Annotated in this window: 17 protein-coding genes; 8 read left to right on the top strand and 9 right to left on the bottom strand. The window is 63.3% G+C overall.

All coding sequences use genetic code 11. The features are described from left to right. Positions 1–5 precede the first annotated feature (5 nt). The gene (locus tag F3H98_RS12270) at positions 6–2,534 is read right to left on the bottom strand and encodes a heavy metal translocating P-type ATPase (protein WP_149760449.1); all 2,529 of its coding nucleotides are present in this window, start codon (positions 2,532–2,534) and stop codon (positions 6–8) included. Between the two features lie 183 nt (positions 2,535–2,717). Between F3H98_RS12270 and arsK the strand changes: the two genes are divergently transcribed. Then, complete coding sequence (gene arsK / locus F3H98_RS12265; protein ID WP_149760448.1) at positions 2,718–3,974, top strand: arsenite efflux MFS transporter ArsK; 1,257 nt, start codon at positions 2,718–2,720, stop codon at positions 3,972–3,974. On the opposite strand, the gene F3H98_RS12260 is transcribed toward arsK, so the two are convergent. The 5 genes from F3H98_RS12260 to F3H98_RS12240 form a co-directional block, all read right to left on the bottom strand. Further along, positions 3,971–4,333, bottom strand: a complete 363-nt coding sequence (locus F3H98_RS12260) for a tRNA-binding protein (RefSeq protein ID WP_149760447.1) — start codon at positions 4,331–4,333, stop codon at positions 3,971–3,973. The genes arsK and F3H98_RS12260 overlap by 4 nt on opposite strands. 7 nt (positions 4,334–4,340) lie before the next feature. After that, entirely contained in the window at positions 4,341–4,841 is a 501-nt protein-coding gene (locus F3H98_RS12255) for a type III secretion system chaperone family protein (protein ID WP_149760446.1), read from the bottom strand. 316 nt (positions 4,842–5,157) lie between these two features. Next, entirely contained in the window at positions 5,158–5,469 is a 312-nt protein-coding gene (locus F3H98_RS12250; RefSeq protein WP_149760445.1) for an accessory factor UbiK family protein, read from the bottom strand. 96 nt (positions 5,470–5,565) lie between these two features. Then, positions 5,566–5,868, bottom strand: coding sequence for a type II toxin-antitoxin system RelE/ParE family toxin (locus F3H98_RS12245; protein WP_149760444.1), 303 nt, complete (start codon positions 5,866–5,868; stop codon positions 5,566–5,568). Continuing rightward, on the bottom strand, positions 5,858–6,133 hold the full coding sequence (locus tag F3H98_RS12240) for a ribbon-helix-helix domain-containing protein (protein ID WP_149760443.1): 276 nt from the start codon (positions 6,131–6,133) through the stop codon (positions 5,858–5,860). Before F3H98_RS12240 ends, F3H98_RS12245 begins: the two co-directional genes overlap by 11 nt. Positions 6,134–6,259: 126 nt before the next feature. Here F3H98_RS12240 and lgt point away from each other — a divergent pair, with 126 nt between their 5' ends. Together lgt and F3H98_RS12230 are read left to right on the top strand one after the other, a co-directional pair. After that, positions 6,260–7,126: a prolipoprotein diacylglyceryl transferase gene (lgt, locus tag F3H98_RS12235; RefSeq protein WP_188130407.1), complete on the top strand. Its 867-nt coding sequence runs from the start codon at positions 6,260–6,262 to the stop codon at positions 7,124–7,126. Beyond that, on the top strand, positions 7,123–8,211 hold the full coding sequence (locus F3H98_RS12230) for a class I SAM-dependent methyltransferase (protein WP_149760442.1): 1,089 nt from the start codon (positions 7,123–7,125) through the stop codon (positions 8,209–8,211). Before lgt ends, F3H98_RS12230 begins: the two co-directional genes overlap by 4 nt. Positions 8,212–8,236: 25 nt before the next feature. On the opposite strand, the gene F3H98_RS12225 is transcribed toward F3H98_RS12230, so the two are convergent. After that, positions 8,237–10,114: a hybrid sensor histidine kinase/response regulator gene (locus tag F3H98_RS12225; protein ID WP_188130406.1), complete on the bottom strand. Its 1,878-nt coding sequence runs from the start codon at positions 10,112–10,114 to the stop codon at positions 8,237–8,239. A gap of 303 nt (positions 10,115–10,417) precedes the next feature. Between F3H98_RS12225 and pgeF the strand changes: the two genes are divergently transcribed. The 5 genes from pgeF (at position 10,418) to F3H98_RS12200 (ending at position 15,439) form a co-directional block, all read left to right on the top strand. Beyond that, positions 10,418–11,212: a peptidoglycan editing factor PgeF gene (gene pgeF / locus F3H98_RS12220; protein ID WP_149760440.1), complete on the top strand. Its 795-nt coding sequence runs from the start codon at positions 10,418–10,420 to the stop codon at positions 11,210–11,212. Next, entirely contained in the window at positions 11,213–12,364 is a 1,152-nt protein-coding gene (locus tag F3H98_RS12215) for a M24 family metallopeptidase (RefSeq protein ID WP_149760439.1), read from the top strand. A 49-nt stretch (positions 12,365–12,413) separates the two neighbouring features. Continuing rightward, positions 12,414–13,013 (top strand): hypothetical protein, encoded by a 600-nt coding sequence (locus F3H98_RS12210; protein ID WP_149760438.1) that lies wholly within the window; start codon positions 12,414–12,416, stop codon positions 13,011–13,013. Between the two features lie 200 nt (positions 13,014–13,213). After that, positions 13,214–14,149 carry a ribose-phosphate pyrophosphokinase gene (locus F3H98_RS12205; protein ID WP_149760437.1) on the top strand — a complete coding sequence of 312 codons (936 nt, stop codon included), beginning with the start codon at positions 13,214–13,216 and terminating at the stop codon, positions 14,147–14,149. A gap of 117 nt (positions 14,150–14,266) precedes the next feature. Further along, positions 14,267–15,439: a GGDEF domain-containing protein gene (locus F3H98_RS12200; RefSeq protein ID WP_149760436.1), complete on the top strand. Its 1,173-nt coding sequence runs from the start codon at positions 14,267–14,269 to the stop codon at positions 15,437–15,439. Between the two features lie 105 nt (positions 15,440–15,544). Here F3H98_RS12200 and chrA read toward each other — a convergent pair whose 3' ends face one another. Both chrA and F3H98_RS12190 read right to left on the bottom strand, forming a co-directional pair. Next, the gene (gene chrA / locus F3H98_RS12195; RefSeq protein WP_425294836.1) at positions 15,545–16,912 is read right to left on the bottom strand and encodes a chromate efflux transporter; all 1,368 of its coding nucleotides are present in this window, start codon (positions 16,910–16,912) and stop codon (positions 15,545–15,547) included. After that, positions 16,909–17,721 (bottom strand): chromate resistance protein ChrB domain-containing protein, encoded by an 813-nt coding sequence (locus tag F3H98_RS12190; RefSeq protein ID WP_149760435.1) that lies wholly within the window; start codon positions 17,719–17,721, stop codon positions 16,909–16,911. Before F3H98_RS12190 ends, chrA begins: the two co-directional genes overlap by 4 nt. Positions 17,722–17,975: the final 254 nt, after the last annotated feature.

Here is a 17,975-nt window from a genome sequence, read left to right as displayed (position 1 = left end):
GTTATTCAGAGCTTTAAAGCCCGGAGCCTCAGTGCATTGGCGATGACCGAGACCGAAGACAGGCTCATTGCCGCCGCCGCCAGCATTGGCGACAGCAACGTGCCGGTAAGCGGATAGAGCAGGCCGGCGGCAACCGGCACGCCGAGCACGTTGTAGACGAAGGCGAAGAACAGGTTCTGCCTGATGTTGCCTATCGCCGCCTGCGCCAGCGTGCGGGCACGCACGATGCCGTTGAGGTCGCCCTTGACGAGCGTGATGCCCGCACTTTCCACCGCGACATCGGCGCCGGTGCCCATGGCGATGCCGACATCAGCAGCGGCAAGCGCGGGCGCATCGTTGACGCCATCGCCCGCCATTGCGACTTTCGCGCCCTTGGCCCGCAACTCGTCGATGAGCGCCTTCTTGCTCTCCGGCAGCATATCGGCGCGCACCTCGTCGATGCCGAGTTTCCTGGCCACGGCCTGCGCCGTGCGCTGGTTATCGCCTGTCGCCATGATGATCTTCAGGCCCCGCTCGTGCAGCGCGCGGATCGCCTCGGCGGTGGTCTGCTTGACCGGATCGGCGACGGCGACGATACCGGCGAACCTGCCGCCGACAGCGACGAACATCGCGGTCTTGCCATCGCCGCGCAGCACATCGGCATCCCCAGCCAAGGCGCCGGTGTCGATCTTGAGATCGTCTATCATCGCGCGGTTGCCGAGCGCGACCGTTTCGCCGCCGACGGTGCCGGAAACGCCCTTGCCGGTGACGGACAGGAAATCGCTCGCTTCCGCGACCTTGACGCCGCGCTGTTCGGCTCCCGCCACGATCGCCTCGGCAAGCGGATGTTCAGAGCCCTTCTCGAGACTTGCCGCCAGACCAAGAAGCCTGTCTTCGCCAAAACCCTTGACAGCTACCACGTCGGTCAGCTTCGGCTTGCCCTCGGTCAGGGTGCCGGTCTTGTCGACGATCAGTGTGTCGACGCTGGCGAAACGCTCCAGCGCTTCGGCATCCTTGATCAGCACGCCGGCCTGGGCGCCGCGGCCGGTCGCCGTCATGATGGACATCGGCGTCGCGAGGCCGAGCGCACAGGGACAGGCGATGATCAGCACCGACACCGCCGAGACGATGGCGAAGATCATCGACGGCGTAGGTCCGAACATCGCCCAGCCGGCGAAGGAGAGAATGGCGACCAGCACCACCGCCGGCACGAAATAGTAGGAGACGCGATCGGCCAGCCCCTGGATCGGCGCGCGGCTGCGCTGGGCCTTGGCCACCATCTCGACAATGCGCGATAGCATCGTATCGGCGCCGACCTTTTCCGCCCGCATCACCAGCGAACCGTTCTTGTTGAGCGTGCCGCCGGTCAGATTGTCGCCGACATTCTTCTCGACCGGCAGCGGCTCGCCGCTGATCATGGATTCGTCGACGGACGAGCGCCCTTCGGTGACGGCGCCATCGACCGGAATGCTGTCGCCCGGCCGGATGCGCAACAGGTCGCCTTTAACCACGTCGTCGAGCGGCACGTCCTGCTCCGAGCCGTCCTTCCCAACGCGACGGGCGGTCTTGGGAGCGAGGTCGAGCAGCGCGCGGATCGCCGAACCGGTGCGCTCGCGCGCTTTCAGTTCCAGCACCTGGCCAAGGAAGACCAGTGCGACGATGACGCTTGCTGCCTCGAAATAGACCGGCACCGAGCCGCCGTGGCCGCGGAACTGATGCGGGAAGAAATCCGGGAACAGCGTGGCGGCGACGCTGTAGAGATAGGCCGCACCGACGCCGAGAGAGATCAGCGTCCACATGTTGGGACTGCGATTGACGATCGATTCGTAACCGCGATGGAAGAACGGAATGGCGGCCCACAGAACGACCGGCGTTGCCAGTGCAAGCTCCAGCCAGGTGGCGAGCGGCTCCCCGATCCAGTCGCGCACCGGCAGGCCGAGCATCGGCCCCATGGCGATGACCAGCAGTGGAACGGCAAGTGCCGCGCTCACCCAGAAACGGCGGGTGAAATCCACAAGCTCGGGGTTTGGGCCTTCATCCCAGGTCGGCACACCCATTGGTTCCAGCGCCATGCCGCAAAGCGGGCAGGAACCGGGCTTGTCGCGCACCACTTCGGGGTGCATCGGGCAGGTGTATTGCGTGCCTTTCGGCATGGGCGCGGGCGCTGGACGGTCGCCGAGATACTTCTGCGGTTCCGCCTCGAACTTGGTCTTGCAGCCGGCCGAGCAGAAATAGAAGCCCTGCCCTTCATGGCGGGCGAAATGCTTCGCCGTGGCGCGCTCGACAGTCATGCTGCAAACCGGATCGGTGGCGGTGAGGTAATTTTCCGGCGCTGCGACGAACTTGCCGTGGCCAGAAGTACTGCAGAAATGAAAGGTATGGCCGGCATGTTCGGCCGTCGGCTTGCCCGCGTTGGGATCAACCGTCATGCCACAGACGGGATCGCGCACGGCGGCTCCCCCGGGCGTGGCCGCCTGCGGCTTCGGCGCGCAACATGAGCCGTCGCCGGCGTGCGCGTGGCCGTGATTATGGTGCCCGTGATTGCTGTGGCTCATCGTTGATTCTCACGTCTTTCCTGCTTGCTTGAATGAGAGGTAGTGCTTCCAGTAACTGGAAGGTCAAGGGCGACTTCAAACTGGTCGCATCGGCCGAATGCGCTGGTCCATTGCGCCGGCAAATCATCGATGGCGGTAGAAGGGAACAATTTGCGGCATACCGGCCGCACGAAGGCCAGCCCCATGCGCATTTCCGATCGCCATCTCGCCGTAACCGTGTGGGGTCTCGGCGTCACCCAGATCGTCGGTTACGGCACACTCTACTACAGCTTCAGCATTCTCGCGCCGGAAATGGCGCGCGATTTTTCCTGGTCGCTGGAATGGGTGTACGGCGCGTTGTCGGCCGCACTTCTGGCGGGCGGGCTGGCAGCGCCGCTGACCGGCCGCGGCATCGACCGCTACGGCGCCGGGCGTGTGATGACGGCCGGGTCGGTCGCCGCGGCAATTTCGCTGGCAGCCTGCGCGCTGGCGCCGGAGCGCACCAGCTTCTTCATGGCCTTGCTGGCGCTGCAGGTGGCATCCGGGCTCGTCCAGTATAATGCCGCCTTTGCGCTGCTGGTGCAGGTCGCGCCGAACCGGGCGCAACGCTCGATCACCCATCTGACGTTGATTGCCGGATTTGCCTCAACACTATTTTGGCCTCTGACAACGTTGTTGCATGAGCACATGACATGGCGCGCCGTCTATTTCGCCTTCGCCGCCGCCAATCTCCTGATCTGCCTGCCCATCCACTGGCGCCTGTCGCTCTTGTCCCGGCGCAGCCTGACGGCCGCGGCAAAACCGGTCGCGACCGAGGCAGCGGTGGAAGAAGCCGACGTGCCGGTGCCGCCCGAAATGCCGCTACGGGTGGAAGGCAGCCTTCCGGTGGCGCTGCGCCCGAAAGGCTTCGTGTTGATGGCCGCCGGCTTCACCTTGATGAGCTTCGTGCTCTCGGCCCTGCTGGTGCACATGGTTCCGATGCTTGGCGCCATCGGGCTCGGCGCGCTGGCGGTACTGGTCGGTACTGTGTTCGGCCCGGCGCAGGTCCTGGCACGCTTCGTCAACATGATTTTCGGAGCGGGCATGCCGCCTGCCCGGCTGGCTATCGTCGCGGCATTTTCGCTGTCGCTGGCGATCATCGTGCTTTTGGCGAGCGCGCCTTGGCTTGGCGGCGCTATCGTTTTCGCGCTGCTTTTCGGCGCCGGCTCGGGCTTGAACAGCATCGTGCAGGGAACCTTGCCGCTGACGCTGTTCGGCAGCGACGGTTATGGCGTTCTGGTGGGCAGGATCACCGGTATACGCCTGGTGGTGGCGGCCGCCGCACCCTTCGTATTCGCCTTCATTTCCGAACAGTTCGGTGTTCACGCGGCCTTGGCTGCCACGGCCATGGTCGGGGCAGGCTCGGTGGTCGCCTTCATGCTGGTGGCAAGGCTTGCGGGCAGTTCACCTGCGAGGGACTAAAACAGCCGGCCGCCGTTCGGCACGGTGCGCTCGATTGCCGTCAGCACCACGTCGCCCTCATCGTCGGGCATGCCGAGCGTCAGCACTTCCGACATGAACTTGCCGATCTGGCGTGGCGGGAAATTGACCACGGCCATCACCTGCCGGCCGACCAGCGTTTCCGGCGTGTAGTATTTGGTGACCTGCGCGGAAGATTTCTTCACGCCGATCTCCGGGCCGAAGTCGATCTTCAGCTTGAAGGCCGGCTTGCGCGCTTCCGGAAACGGCTCAGCCTCGACGATGGTGCCGGCACGAATGTCGACACGGTCGAAATCGGCAAAGCTGATCTCGGGCTTCTTCGGCCCGCCGCCCGAACCCATGGAAGCCTCAGGCGTTGCCGAAGGTTTCGAAGAGCACGCTGGCCAGCGCATCCTTGGCGGAGGTTCCCGACCAGACGACGAACTGGAAAGCCTGGAAATAGCATTCGCAGGCTTCCAGTGCGCTGGAAAGCAGCACCTCGACCTGCTGGCTGGTCGGATCGGCGCCGCCGGCGAGCAGCAGCGACTGCCGGAACATGATGGCGCCTTCCTGCTCCCACAGGTCGAAATGACCGAACAGCATCTGCTCGTTGATGAGCGACAGGAGCCGCATCACTTCGAGCGTGCGGTTTTCCGGCACCTTGATGTCGAAGGCGCAGGCCAGATGCAGCGCCTCGAAATCCTCCATCCACGAGAAAGAGACCTGGTAGTCGGTCCAAGTGCCGGCGACCGAAATGGAAATCTCGTCGTCACCGGTTCGTTCGAAAGCCCAATCGTTGTTGTGAGCGACCTGCTCGATGACATCGACGGGATGACAATCGCGAGCAAGTTCAATTTCAAGGAGTTCCATGCAGAATGCTTCCTGTCGTTCTGGGAGCGCCACCGCACGCTCCCTGGAGGGCACACGACAACAACGAGAAAACTCAAGCGGCGGGCAGGAAGGCGACGACCATCCCCAGGCCGGACCTCCGCTGCCCGGCGCATGACCCGTCCCCGAATCATGCAACAAATTCAGTCTATTGATGCGGAGTCGCGGCGCCAGTCCCTTTTTTCGCAATGCGGCATAGGGGTGTGGACAGAGGCTGTCGCAAAGATTCATGCAAGCCGGATAAGCGATTCACGCGAAAGCGTTTTTCGACTCCGGGCCTGTGGACAAGGTTAATGAATTATTTTTTTGGAGAAGGCTTGGCGGAGCGCTTTGGAGCCGCTTCAGGGACCTCGCCGGAGGCTTTCGACAATTTCGCTTCGAGCTCCGCGATGCGGGCCTCGAGCTTCTTGTTCTCGGCGCGGGCTTTCAGCGCCATGTCGCGCACCGCGTCGAACTCCTCGCGCTGCACCACGTCCATGGAATTGAGCACCTTCTCGGCCTGCGACTTGAAGGCGGTCTCGACCTCGCGGCGCACGCCCTGAGCGGCGCCTGCAGCATCTGTCATCAGCTTGGCGAATTCGTCCAGAATGCGGTTCGGTCCGTTCGTCATGGCAAACCTCGTGCGTTTCCTCCGGAGTTAATGGCGCAAGCCTGCGAATGCAAGGCGCGGATGAAGCAAGTTCTCGGCCCGCCTCGCAGCATGCGATCAGCTTTCCACCCATTCCGACGGAAAATCCTGCCCGGCGTAGAACACACGAACAATGCGGACAGCGTTGTGGTCTACTCTGTAAGCTATGAGCACGCGCCGCTCGAAACTCAAGGTGCGAACGCCCGGTGCCAGATCGTCTCTCGGCACACCCCGCTCCGGCATCTCCGACAACTTATCACAATGGTCACGAATGCGACTGACATAGGAAAAAGCCCGCTCTGCACTGTCCAGTGCAATGAAGTCATAGATCCGGTCCAGGTCGCCAACCGCAAGCGGGCGGTAGGTAACCTTATAGGCCACGGCCGGAGACCTTCATCCGCTCCTTGTGCTTACGCTCGAAGTGCTCGGAAACCTCGTCAGAAGACAGGTCTGGACGGGGATCGTCCAGCGCCTCGCGGATTTTGTTGCGCATAATTTCGTTGATTGCGCTCTCTTCGCGATCGAGCGCACGCAATGCCGCCCGCATCACCTCGCTGGCCGAATCGTAGCTGCCAGACGCCAGCCGGGCATCCAGGCTGCCCTGTTGTTTGCCCAGAGTCACAGTGATGGGTTTGCTCGTGCGCATCGGTTTCTTCCTTTCTGACAGTATATCACTACCATGTGACAGTGTCATACAGTTCCTTTGCCTTGACCCTGTCAAAAGCCTGCCGCATGGTCCGCGCCCAACCGATCCACCGACTGGAATCCGCGCTTGACCGAATATCTGCTGCCGTTCGCCGCCCTGTCTTTCCCCAACATCGATCCGGTGCTTTTCCAGGTCGGGCCCTTTTTCGGCTTCGGCCCGCTGAAGGTCCATTGGTACGGCGTCGGCTATGTCGTCGGTATTCTGTTTGCGTGGTGGTACGCCAAGCGGCTGGTCACCAACACCCGGCTGTGGCCGGACGGCAATCTGCCGATGAAGCCGATCGATCTCGACGATTTCGTGCTGTGGGCAGCCATTGGCATCGTCGCCGGTGGACGGCTCGGCTACGTGCTTTTCTACAACCTGCCGAAGTACATGGCCAATCCGATCGAGGTTCTTTACCTGCAGGATGGCGGCATGTCCTTCCATGGCGGCTTTGCCGGCACCACGCTGGCGATGATCCTGTTTGCCCGCTCGCGCGGCATCAATGTGTGGACACTTTTCGACGTGGTGGCGGCCGGTGTTCCCGTGGCGCTGGGATTGGTGCGCTGCGCCAACTTCATAAACTCCGAGCTCTGGGGCCGCGTCAGCGATGTGCCATGGGCAGTGGTTTTCCCCAATGGTGGCCCCTTCCCGCGCCACCCGAGCCAGCTTTATGAGGCCGCGCTCGAAGGCCTCGTGCTGTTTGTCGTGCTGCGGCTTCTGACCCACGGTTTCCTGAAGCTGAAGAAGCCCGGCTTCATCGCCGGCGCCTTCGTGGCGGGTTATGGCCTGTCGCGCATTTTCGTCGAATTTTTCCGCCAGCCGGACGAGCAGATCGGCTACCTCCTCGGCAACTGGCTGACCATGGGCATAGTGCTTTCGGTGCCGATGGTGCTGGTCGGAGCCTGGGCAATGGCGACCGCCCACCGGAGCGCCACGCACGCAGCGGCATGACACCACTCGCGCAGCGCATCGTTGACCTGATCGAGGCGCTGGGGCCGATCCCGGTATCGGAATACATGGCGCTCTGCCTCTCCGATCCGCAGCATGGCTACTACACGACCCGCGAACCATTCGGCAGCGGCGGCGATTTTACCACCGCGCCGGAGATCAGCCAGATGTTCGGCGAACTGGTCGGCGCCTGGCTGGTCGCCACATGGCATGCGCTCGACCGGCCGCAAAGGCCGCTGATTGCCGAAATCGGCCCTGGCCGCGGCACGCTGATGAAGGACATCGCGCGCACTGTTTCCAAGCTCGACGCCGACCTGCACAACAATGCCAGCTTCGCGCTTATCGAAACCAGCGCCCGGCTGACCGAAATCCAGAAGCAGACTTTGCAGGAGGCCGGTACCAGTTTCGGCTGGCATGAAACGCTCGACGGCCTGCCGCGGCAACCACTGCTCATCGTCGGCAACGAATTGTTCGATGCCATTCCCGTCCGCCAATATGTGAAGACGTCGAACGGCTGGCGCGAACGCATGGTGGGGCTCGACGACGCCGGCAATCTTGCCTTCGTCGCCGGCGCCGGCTCGGCCGATCCTTCGCTGCTGCCAACGGATGCCGCGAAAGCCGCGGATGGCGCCATCGTGGAGCTTGCGCCGGCCCGCACGGCCTTGATGCAGGCCGTCGCCGAGCGCATCGCGCGAGACGGAGGCGCCGGCCTGTTCATCGACTATGGCTACGAAAAACCGGCGGTCGGCGACACGCTGCAGGCGCTCCTGAGACACGTCTATGACGACCCGCTGGCCCATCCTGGCGAAGCCGACCTCACCACGCATGTCGATTTTTCGGCGCTGGCGGCTGCGGCGCGGCAGGCGGGCCTCGCCGCGCATTTTTCCCCGCAGGGCGATTTCCTGCTTGGCCTTGGGTTGCTTGAACGTGCCGGTAGCCTTGGCGCAAAGGCCGACCAGACGACCCGGGATCGGCTTTCCGGCGAGGTCGAACGGCTCGCCAGTCCCGACCAGATGGGCACGCTCTTCAAGGTCCTGGCGGTGGCGCCGAAGGGCGTTCCGCTGCCGGGATACCCAACCAGGCAATGAACATGTATGCCGCTCCGATCAGCCGCTAATCCGGAACATTTGCCAGTGCCCGAAGGACGGAATCGCGCGAAAACGGTTTCTCGATAACCGGCCGACCGGCCCGTTCAAGAAAGCGCGCCGCGGCACCGCCGAGCGTGTCGCCGGTGACGAAGATGAATCGCTCCGCCAGGCCCGGGACTGCCTGACGGGCCCAGTCGAACAAAGCGGGGCCGTCGGTGTTCGGCATCCGCAGATCGCAAAAGATCGCGTCGAAGGTAGCGCTTCTCAGCGCTGCTTTGGCGCTGGCGCCGTCTTCGACGATCGTGACGGCAAAACCTTCAATCTCAAGCAGTTCCGCCATCGTTTCGCCGACCTCCCGCTCATCATCGACCACGAGGGCTGTACGGCCAATTCCGACTACCGGGAACGCCGCAGCACCTTCGGTCGGATCCGACACAGTGCGGGACTGCACCGGCAACAGCAACTGGAAGTGTGCGCCGTCCGGACGGTCGAGCAGGGACAACCGTCCATTGTGCGCCTGCACCACGCCGAGCGAGAAGGAGAGTCCGATCCCAGTGCCGTCACCCTGGGCCTTGGTGGTGAAGAACGGATCGAAAATGCGATTCCTGATTTCGGCCGGCACACCAGGGCCATTGTCGGCGATCACGACCTTGACGTCATTGCCTTCGCGCGACGTTTCGATCTCGATTATGCGTGGCGCGGATATCTCCTGTAGGGCGTGTTGCGCGTTGACGATCAGATTGTAGAACACCTGATGCATCTGGTCGGGATCGACCTCCAAGGATGGAAGACCCTCGGCGAACCGGCATCGCACATCGACGCCTGCCGTACGCAGACCATAAGCGGCGATGTCCAGAACTGCTTGGATCAGTTCGTTGATGTCGGTGCTGCGGCGCTCCGGCGGGCGCTGTCGCGCCATTGCCAGGAAGGTCTTCACGATACGTGCGCAGCGAGCCGCGGCAAGTCTGATCTTGCTGGCCCGCTGCGCATGGGCGGTTCCGGCTAGAAATTCTTCCAGCAACTGGGTTTGCGCGACGACCACCGCCAAGGGATTGTTGAGCTCGTGCGAAACGCCGGCGAGCAGCGATCCCAGTGCGTTGAGCCGCTCGCTTTGCTGCAGGCGTTCGGCGGCGCGCTTCTGCTCGGTGATGTCGATATCGAAGCCGCCGATGCGCGCCTGCTGCTGATCGGCCCACAGAACCGGAAAGCGGACAACAAGGCTCCAGGCGTAGTCGATCGCGCTGCTCAGAAATTCCTCCACGGCAATCGCCTGTCCTGATTCCAGCACGCGACGATCGTTTTCCGCGATCATCGCGGCCTCCTCCGGCCCGAAAATGTCTGCCGCACTTAGTCCGATCGCGTCTTCGGCCGGCCGGCCGAAGACCTTTCCCATTTCCGGATTGGCCACCAGATAACGCCCGTCGGTATCCTTCAGGTACATGCCTATGGGAGCATGTTTCATGAACGCCGCCAGGCGGGCTTCGCTGGCACGCAGAGCCGCGTCGGCGGCACGGCGGTGCGACAGGTCGCGCAGGCTCGCCGTGAAAAAGCGCCGTTGGCCGCTGTGGGCTTCGGTGATCGTGAGTTCGACCGGAAACTCATCGCCATTCGCGCGCATGGCAATCTGCTCTGTGCGCCGCCCGAGCAATCGCGAGGCGCCTCCCGCAAAAAAAGCCGCAAGCCCGTCTGCATGCGCGTTGCGCAGACGCGGTGGGAGGATAAGCTCCAGGATCTGTCTGCCGACGACTTCGGCGCGCGAATAACCGAAAGTCGCCTCGGCCGCCGGGTTGAAATCCACAACCGACCCGGTTTCATCTGTGACGATCACGCAGTCGAGCGATGAGCGAACCACCGAAGCGAGGATCGCCTCCTGCGATGCGTTTCCGGCGTCGTCTCCGTGCAATGGCCGCACTCCGTGACGACCGGTCGAAAACGCTGGCCGTCGGGCAGGCAAACATGACGGTTATCGCAAATTCCGGCAAGATGCCGAACCGCTTGGCGCGGGTTTGACCACGGTCCGGTCGTCGCCCCGCAATGGTCACGAGCGTTGCGAACTGGCTCGCGAACGAAGCACGATGAGCATGCCACTCCCCCGGCGGATTGACTTCGCCCCTCGGTCTGCCGCACTGTCCCGCCTCCCCAACGGGACCGGTCGCTTGGTCGAAAACGCCTTGACGAATCCTGTCCCGGCAACGACAAGGCGGCCATGCTCGACCAGACCAAACCGGACCCAATCCGGTCATCCATGCTTGAAAAAGCGGCCGAAGCAGGCATCCGCCATGGCTTTTTCACGCGCGCCGGCGGTGTCTCCGAGGGCCTGTACAAGGGCCTCAACACGGGTGTCGGCTCCAATGACGACGCCGAAAAAGTCGCCGAAAACCGCCGCCGTGTCGCCGCCTGGATGGGTGTGCCGCCGCAAAACCTGCTTTCCGTCTACCAGATCCATTCGCCTGACGTGATCGTGGTGCGCGAAGCATTCGGGCAGCCGCGTCCGAAGGCAGACGCCATGGTGACCGACCGGCCCGGACTGGCGATCTGCGCCTCGGCGGCCGACTGCGGTCCGGTGCTGTTTGCCGATCCGAAGGCCCGCGTTATCGGGGCAGCACACGCCGGCTGGAAAGGCGCATTCACCGGCGTTCTGGAAAACACAATCACCGCCATGGAAGGCCTCGGCGGCAGGCGCGAAAACATCGTGGCGGCGCTCGGTCCCTCGATCAGCCAGGCAAATTACGAAGTGGGCCCCGAATTCGTCGAACGGTTTACCGCATCGGATGCCGGCAACGCACGCTATTTCGCGCCGTCCGGCAAACCTGGCCATGCGCTCTTCGATCTCAATCTCTACACCGTCGACCGCCTCGCCAGGGCCGGCGTGCAGGCGAGCGGGCTTGGCCGCTGCACCTATGCCGAAGAAGATCTTTTCTATTCCTACCGACGCGCCACCCACCGCAACGAAGCCGATTACGGGCGGCTGATTTCCGCGATTGTCCTGGAGGATTCCTGAATGGCGCTGCATTTTGAACGCGCGGAGTATGACGCGCGCCGCGACCGGCTGATGATCGAGATGGCCGACAAGAAGCTCGACGCCGTCCTGCTGTTTGCACAGGAAAGCATGTACTGGCTGACCGGCTACGACACATTCGGCTTCTGCTTCTTCCAGTGCCTGGTGGTGAAGGCCGACGGCTCGATGGTGCTTTTGACCCGCTCGGCGGACCTGCGGCAGGCGCGGCACACCTCGACGCTCGACAACATCGTGGTGTGGACCGACCGCGACGGCGCCAACCCGGCGCTCGAGCTGCGCAACCTGCTCAACGACCTCGACCTGCTCGGCGCGCGCATCGGCATCGAATACGACACCCACGGGCTTACCGCCTACAACGGCCGCCGCCTCGATGAGCAAATGCAGACATTCGGCCAGATTGCCGATGCCTCCGGCATCGTCTCGCGGCTGCGCCTGTTCAAGAGCCCGGCCGAGATCAAGAAAGCCGAAAAGGCCGCCGCCCTTGCCGACGATGCGCTCGACGCAGCGCTGAAGATCATCAAGCAGGGCGCCGACGAAGGCGCAATCCTGGCCGCCATGCAGGGCGCCATCTTTGCCGGCGGCGGCGACTACCCCGCCAACGAGTTCATCATCGGCTCAGGCGCCGACGCGCTGCTCTGCCGCTACAAGGCCGGCCGCCGCAAGCTGACGAAGAACGACCAGCTGACGCTGGAATGGGCGGGTGTCTTCCATCACTACCACGCGCCGATGATGCGCACCGTGTTGACCGGAAAGGTGTCGAAGCGGCACCAGGAACTTTACGATGCGTCCTTGGCAGCCCTGCTCGCCGTCGAGAAGGCAATGACGCCCGGCAATACGTTCGGCGACGTCTTCGACGCACATGCCCGCATCATGGAAGCACACGGCCTGACCAAGCACCGCCTCAACGCCTGCGGCTATTCGGTGGGAGCTCGCTTTACCCCGTCATGGATGGACATGCCGATGTTCTATCAGGGCAACCCCGAGCCGATCGCGCCCGACATGACGCTGTTTGCGCACATGATCATCATGGATTCCGAGACCGAGACGGCGATGTGCCTCGGCCGCACCTATCTGACGACGGATTCGCAGCCGCGGCCGCTGTCGCGTCATGATCTCGACTTGATCGTGAAGTGAGTCGACTATTGAGAGGATGCGGCCGCCTACGAGCAGGGAGTTCCACCGAATGAAGCGATCGGTCGCTATCGGCATGTTGCTGACTGCCGCATCGGCGCTTGCCGCCTGCACCAGCACCGAGCAGGCGCTTGACCCTTCGGCGATCAAGCCGCCCAGCCAGACCGCCACTGCGCCGGGCACTTCGGCAACCGCGTCCATCGCCGATCCCTCCGCCGCGCCTGGTGCTCCAGCGGCCGCTGCCGCCACGCCCGGGACGACGACAGGTCAGGTGGCTGCCATCGATTCGAACGCCCGCATCCAGATTGCGCCGATTGTCGGCGCCACGGTCGAGGCGGCCGGCCCGCTCTCGGAACGCATCGCGGCCAGGGCCAAGGAGCGCGGCATCAAGCTTGCCGGCGGCGACGGAACCGCAACGCTGGTGCTGAAAGGCTATTTCTCGGCGATCACCGAAGCCAGGGAAACGACGGTGATCTATGTCTGGGACGTGCTCGACACGGCCGGCAACCGGCTGCATCGCATCCAGGGCCAGCAGAAAGCTCCGGCAAGGCGCGGCGAGGGCTGGGCCTCCGTGTCGGCGCCGACCATGCAAGGCATCGCCGACCAGACGGTCGACCAGTTGGCCGCCTGGCTGGGGACCCGGGCAGGCTGAGCCTCCGCCGCAGCTCTGCGGAATCTGGCAATGGCGGCGCAGTCCCGTTCCGCTGCGCAGCAGCGAAGAGTCACCTCAACGCAACATCAACCGTTTTTGACGCGGCAATCGGGGATTTCCGGCATCTCTGCTTGCAATAGCGGCGAACGGCGCTAAAAGCCCCGTCATATCCGGCTCTGGGCATTCGCCAGGAACACTGAATGAAACTTTTTGCGGGCAATTCCAATCGGGTGCTGGCCGAAGGCGTCGCACGTTATCTCAATATCCCGCTTGGAAAGGCCAGTGTCAGGCGCTTTGCCGACCAGGAGATTTTCGTCGAGATCCAGGAGAACGTGCGCGGCGAGGATGTCTTCATCCTGCAGTCGACGTCGTTTCCGACCAATGATCACCTGATGGAACTCTTGATCATGATCGATGCGTTCATGCGCTCTTCAGCGCGGCGCATCACGGCCGTGATCCCCTATTTCGGCTACGCCCGGCAGGACCGCCGCGCCTCCGGCCGCACGCCGATCTCGGCCAAGCTGGTCGCCAACATGATCACCCGCGCGGGCGTCGACCGCGTGCTGACGCTCGACCTACACGCCGGCCAGATCCAGGGTTTCTTCGACATTCCCACCGACAATCTGTTCGCCGTGCCGGTGATGGTGCGCGACGTGAAGGCCAAGTACAAGCAACTCGCCAACGTGATGGTCGTCTCGCCGGACGTCGGCGGCGTGGTGCGCGCCCGCGCGCTTGCCAAGCGCCTCGACGCACAGCTTGCCATCGTCGACAAGCGACGTGAGCGTCCGGGCGAATCCGAAGTCATGAATGTCATCGGCGACGTGCGGGGCAAGGATTGCCTTTTGATCGACGACATAGTCGATTCCGGCGGCACGCTGTGCAACGCAGCCGACGCGCTGCTCGCCAACGGCGCCACCAGCGTCACCGCCTACATCACCCATGGCGTGCTGTCGGGCGGCGCGGCCGCCCGCATCATCGGCTCGAAACTGCAGGAACTGGTGATCACCGATTCGATCCAGCCCTCGCAGGGTGTCATGGACGCCCACAACATCCGCGTCGTTTCCATCGCCGACCTCATCGGCGAAGCGATCTCGCGCACCGCCACGGAAGAATCGGTGTCGAGCCTGTTCGACTGATCCCGCATTGCCCGCGTGGCGTTAACAATACAATTCGTCAATTTAAGGTTGTGAAAAATTGAGAACAGCGCAATACCTGCGCGAGGGGGGTGTCTGCTCGGGAATCAGGATTCGGCGTTGCACGGCACAGACACAAAGCCATTCGGGTTGTTTCGAAAACTTGCCTCTCAAGCCTTCCTCTGGCTGAGTTCGACCGGAACGCCTGAACAACTGGATATCCGTCTCCGGCTGGCCCAGACAGTCAACCAACGCAAAATTGCGCTTGTCGTCGGCTCGATCAGCATTGCGGTGTCGGCGCTGACCGCGGCCGTGGTGACGGGGCAATTGTGGCCGTATTTCTGGTTGATGGCCGATCTTGCGCTGGTTCTCATTCGCTTTGCGCTCATCGCGAGGAGCGAAGGCGGCAAAACCTACAACCCGGACAGGCTGATGGCACAGTTGATGCTGGCCGGCGGCATTTGGAGCGCCTTGCTGGGAATGGCATGTCTGCTCTGCGTGACAAGCGGAAACGGCCTGCTGGTGGCGCAGGCAGGAATGAACGTGGCGGGTGTCGTCGGCGCGGTCTCGTCGCGCAATGCAGCGACGCCCCGCTTTGGCGGCCTCGTTATGGCGCTCGTCGGTGTCCCCTATGCCGTGGCGGCCCTCATGTCTGCCCACACTGGAACGTTCGTGCTGGGTCTCCAGGTGCTGATCTGCCTTCCTGGCATGTACGCAATCATGCTGCAGAACCACAATGTCACCCTCCGGATGGTCAAGGCCGAGCATTTGAATCTCCAGCTCGCCATGACGGACGTTCTGACGGGTTTGCCCAACCGGATGTTCCTTGAAGATAAACTGGACAAGATGTGTGCGGTCTTCGACAACAAGGGAGCCGTTCGCAGTTTCGGACTGCTGTATCTCGATCTCGACGGCTTCAAGCCGATCAATGACGCATTTGGTCATGCCGCCGGGGATACGTTGCTGAAGGCGGTGGCGCGGCGATTGGTCCACGTAACGCGCGAAAACGACAGTGCCTGCCGGCTCGGCGGCGATGAATTCGTCATCCTTCTTCCGGGAGCCACGTCGGTCGAAACCGCCTTGCTGGCGAAGCGGGTCATTAATGCCATTTCGCGCCCGTTCGAGATCGGTGTCGGCAGGCTCGTGCATATCGGAACGAGCGTTGGCAGCGTCACCGCTCCAGCCGACGGCTGCGAGCCAACTGTCTTGATGGCCAATGCGGATCGCGCCCTCTATGCAGCCAAGGCGACCGGCAAGGGCAAATACCGGTCACACGCCACCGCCAGCAGCTAATGCATATATCGCCCGAAAGTGTCCTCGGTTTCGGGAGAAACGACATGCACAACTGAGAAGCTACAGCGTGGCCGCCGAATTCCATTCGGCGCGACGCGCTGTAGCTCATCTGATCAGTTGCACGGCCATCCCCGCCAGCGCCGCTGCGGCCAAAACGACAATCATGTTGGCGTTGTAGCGGATGAGCGCAAAGCTCGCGGCGATGGCAATCAGGGCGGAGGCGGCATCGAAGCTCGGCCAATCCGGAACCGGCAGCGACAACGGCCCCAGAACCCGTTCGCCGACAGAGGCGAACAGCACATGCAGCGCGAACCAGACGGCGAGATTGGCGATGATGCCAACCACCGCCGCGGTAACCGCCGAGAGCGCGCTGGCCAGCCAGCGTACATTGCGCACCGTTTCCACATAGGGCGCGCCGACGAAGATCCACAGGAAGCATGGCACGAAGGTGAACCACAGCGTGACCGCCGCACCCGCGAGCCCGCCGGCGATCGGCGCGAGGCCGGAGAGACGCGCACCGCCGAGGAAGCCGACGAAGACCAGCACCAGGATCAGCGGCCCGGGCGTTGTCTCGGCAAGACCGAGCCCTGTCAGCATCTCGTCGGGCTTCAGCCAGCCATGCACCTCGACGGCCTGCTGCGCGACATAGGCGAGCACCGCATAAGCGCCGCCGAAGGTCACCGCCGCCATCTTCGAGAAGAAGGTTGCTTCGGCGGCAAAGACATTGCCGCCGCCGAGCGTGGCGTGCAGCACAAACAGCGGGCCGAACCAGATCACCAGCCAGACGGCGAGCGTTGAGGCAAAGCGTCGTGCGCTGGGCTTCGTCCATTCCGGCATGTCGCGGGCCGGTTCAGCCACCGCTGCTCCGTCGCCGGACTTTGCGCCATACCCCAGGAAATGGAGAAGCGCGCCGCATGCCGCAGCCGCCGCGATGATCAGCGGAAACGGCAATTTCAGGAACGCGATGGCGATGAAGGCGGCGATCGCCAGCGCCACCATGAAAGCGTTTTTCAGCGCGCGTTTCGAAACCTTGATCAGCGCCTCGAGCACCACGGCGAGCACCGCGGCCTTCAGCCCGAACAGCAGGCCTTGCACCAGCGGCACATCGCCGACCAGCAAATAGACCGCCGACAGAAGCGTGATGACGGCAGCCCCCGGCAGCACGAAAAGCAGGCCGGCAGCGAGCCCGCCTTTAACGCCGTGCAGCAGCCAGCCGGCATAGGTGGCAAGCTGCATTGCCTCCGGACCGGGCAACAGCATGCAATAGTTCAGTGCATGCAGGAAACGCGGCTCGTCGAGCCAGCGTTTCTCGTCGACCAGCACACGGTGCATCAGCGCGATCTGCCCGGCCGGGCCGCCGAAGGACAAGAGGCCGATTTTCCCGAAAACGCGAACGGTTTCAGCGAAACTGGGCGCCGTCGCAAATGTCGCGGAGACGCTCGCCACAGCCTCGTCGGTATCAGTCATGGTCATGGCGCCTTCACCGGCCAGTTATGGGTTTCGGCAGTCGCATAGCGGCACCAGCCGTAGAGCGCATCGTAGACGTTCAAGCCTTTTTCCAGCTGTTGCAGATCGTCTTCCTCGATCGCCGACAGGCCGAGCGAGATGGCGAGAAGCCCCGCCGCCTGCGGTTCGAGATCCAGACGCGCAGTGTCCGCGCCGCGCACGATTTTTGCCAGATGCAGGAGTGCGGGATCGGTAAGGCCGAACTCCGAGATCAGCGTGTCGAACGTGCATTCCTCGCCGCGATGCGAATAAAACACATCCTTGATGTCAAAAGGTATCCAGCCGGTTTCGTCGGCGACGTCCTTGACCCATTCGGCATTGACGAAATGGAACACGGCCAGGGGGTCGATGAAGCGGCGGATCAGCCACGGGCAGGCGATGCGGTCGATCTTCGGCCGCTCCCGCGTCACCCAGACGCTCGGCACCGCCAGACCTGCGTCGAGACCGGCTGCATCGCGGGCGATCGTCGGCCCACCTGCTGCGACCCATGCTTCGATGCCGCCTTCAAGCATCGCCACGTCGGCGCCGGCCGCGGTCAGTGTTGCCGTGGCGATCTCGCTGACATTGTGGCCATGCGTGCAGTAGACGACGATCGGCCGGCGATCCGGCAATTGTGGCAGCCATTCATGCGCCGACATGTGGTCGCGCCAGATGGCGCCGGCAATGCGGACCGGCGACGCGGAAAGAGCGCTCGCCCTTCGCACGTCGATGAGGAGCGGGCAGCGGTCGGTACCGACGAGCGGGATCAGTTGTTGAGGTAAGTTTCTCCTGGGCATGGTTTTCCTCCGCGTAAATCAGCGAAGGCGGAACTTGGGCAAGAAGCCTCACGGGGAGTCCACCATGCCCCCGGCAGAGCGATCCTAAGCTTTTCGCCAGCAGCGATCAACGCTCAACGATGCGCTGGCACCGATCTTTTTTGCGTGGATCAGACACGCGTCGACGCTACGAGACAGCCGGACGGAACCCGCGGCCTGCTGGCTTGAGGCAAATCGGCACGGCAGCTATTCGCGTTCGCTGCTTGCCGCATTGG

This window comes from Neomesorhizobium albiziae, from assembly GCF_900114255.1.
GTDB classification, from domain to species: Bacteria; Pseudomonadota; Alphaproteobacteria; order Rhizobiales; family Rhizobiaceae; genus Neomesorhizobium; species Neomesorhizobium albiziae.
This window is presented reverse-complemented; position numbering and strand designations above follow the sequence as displayed.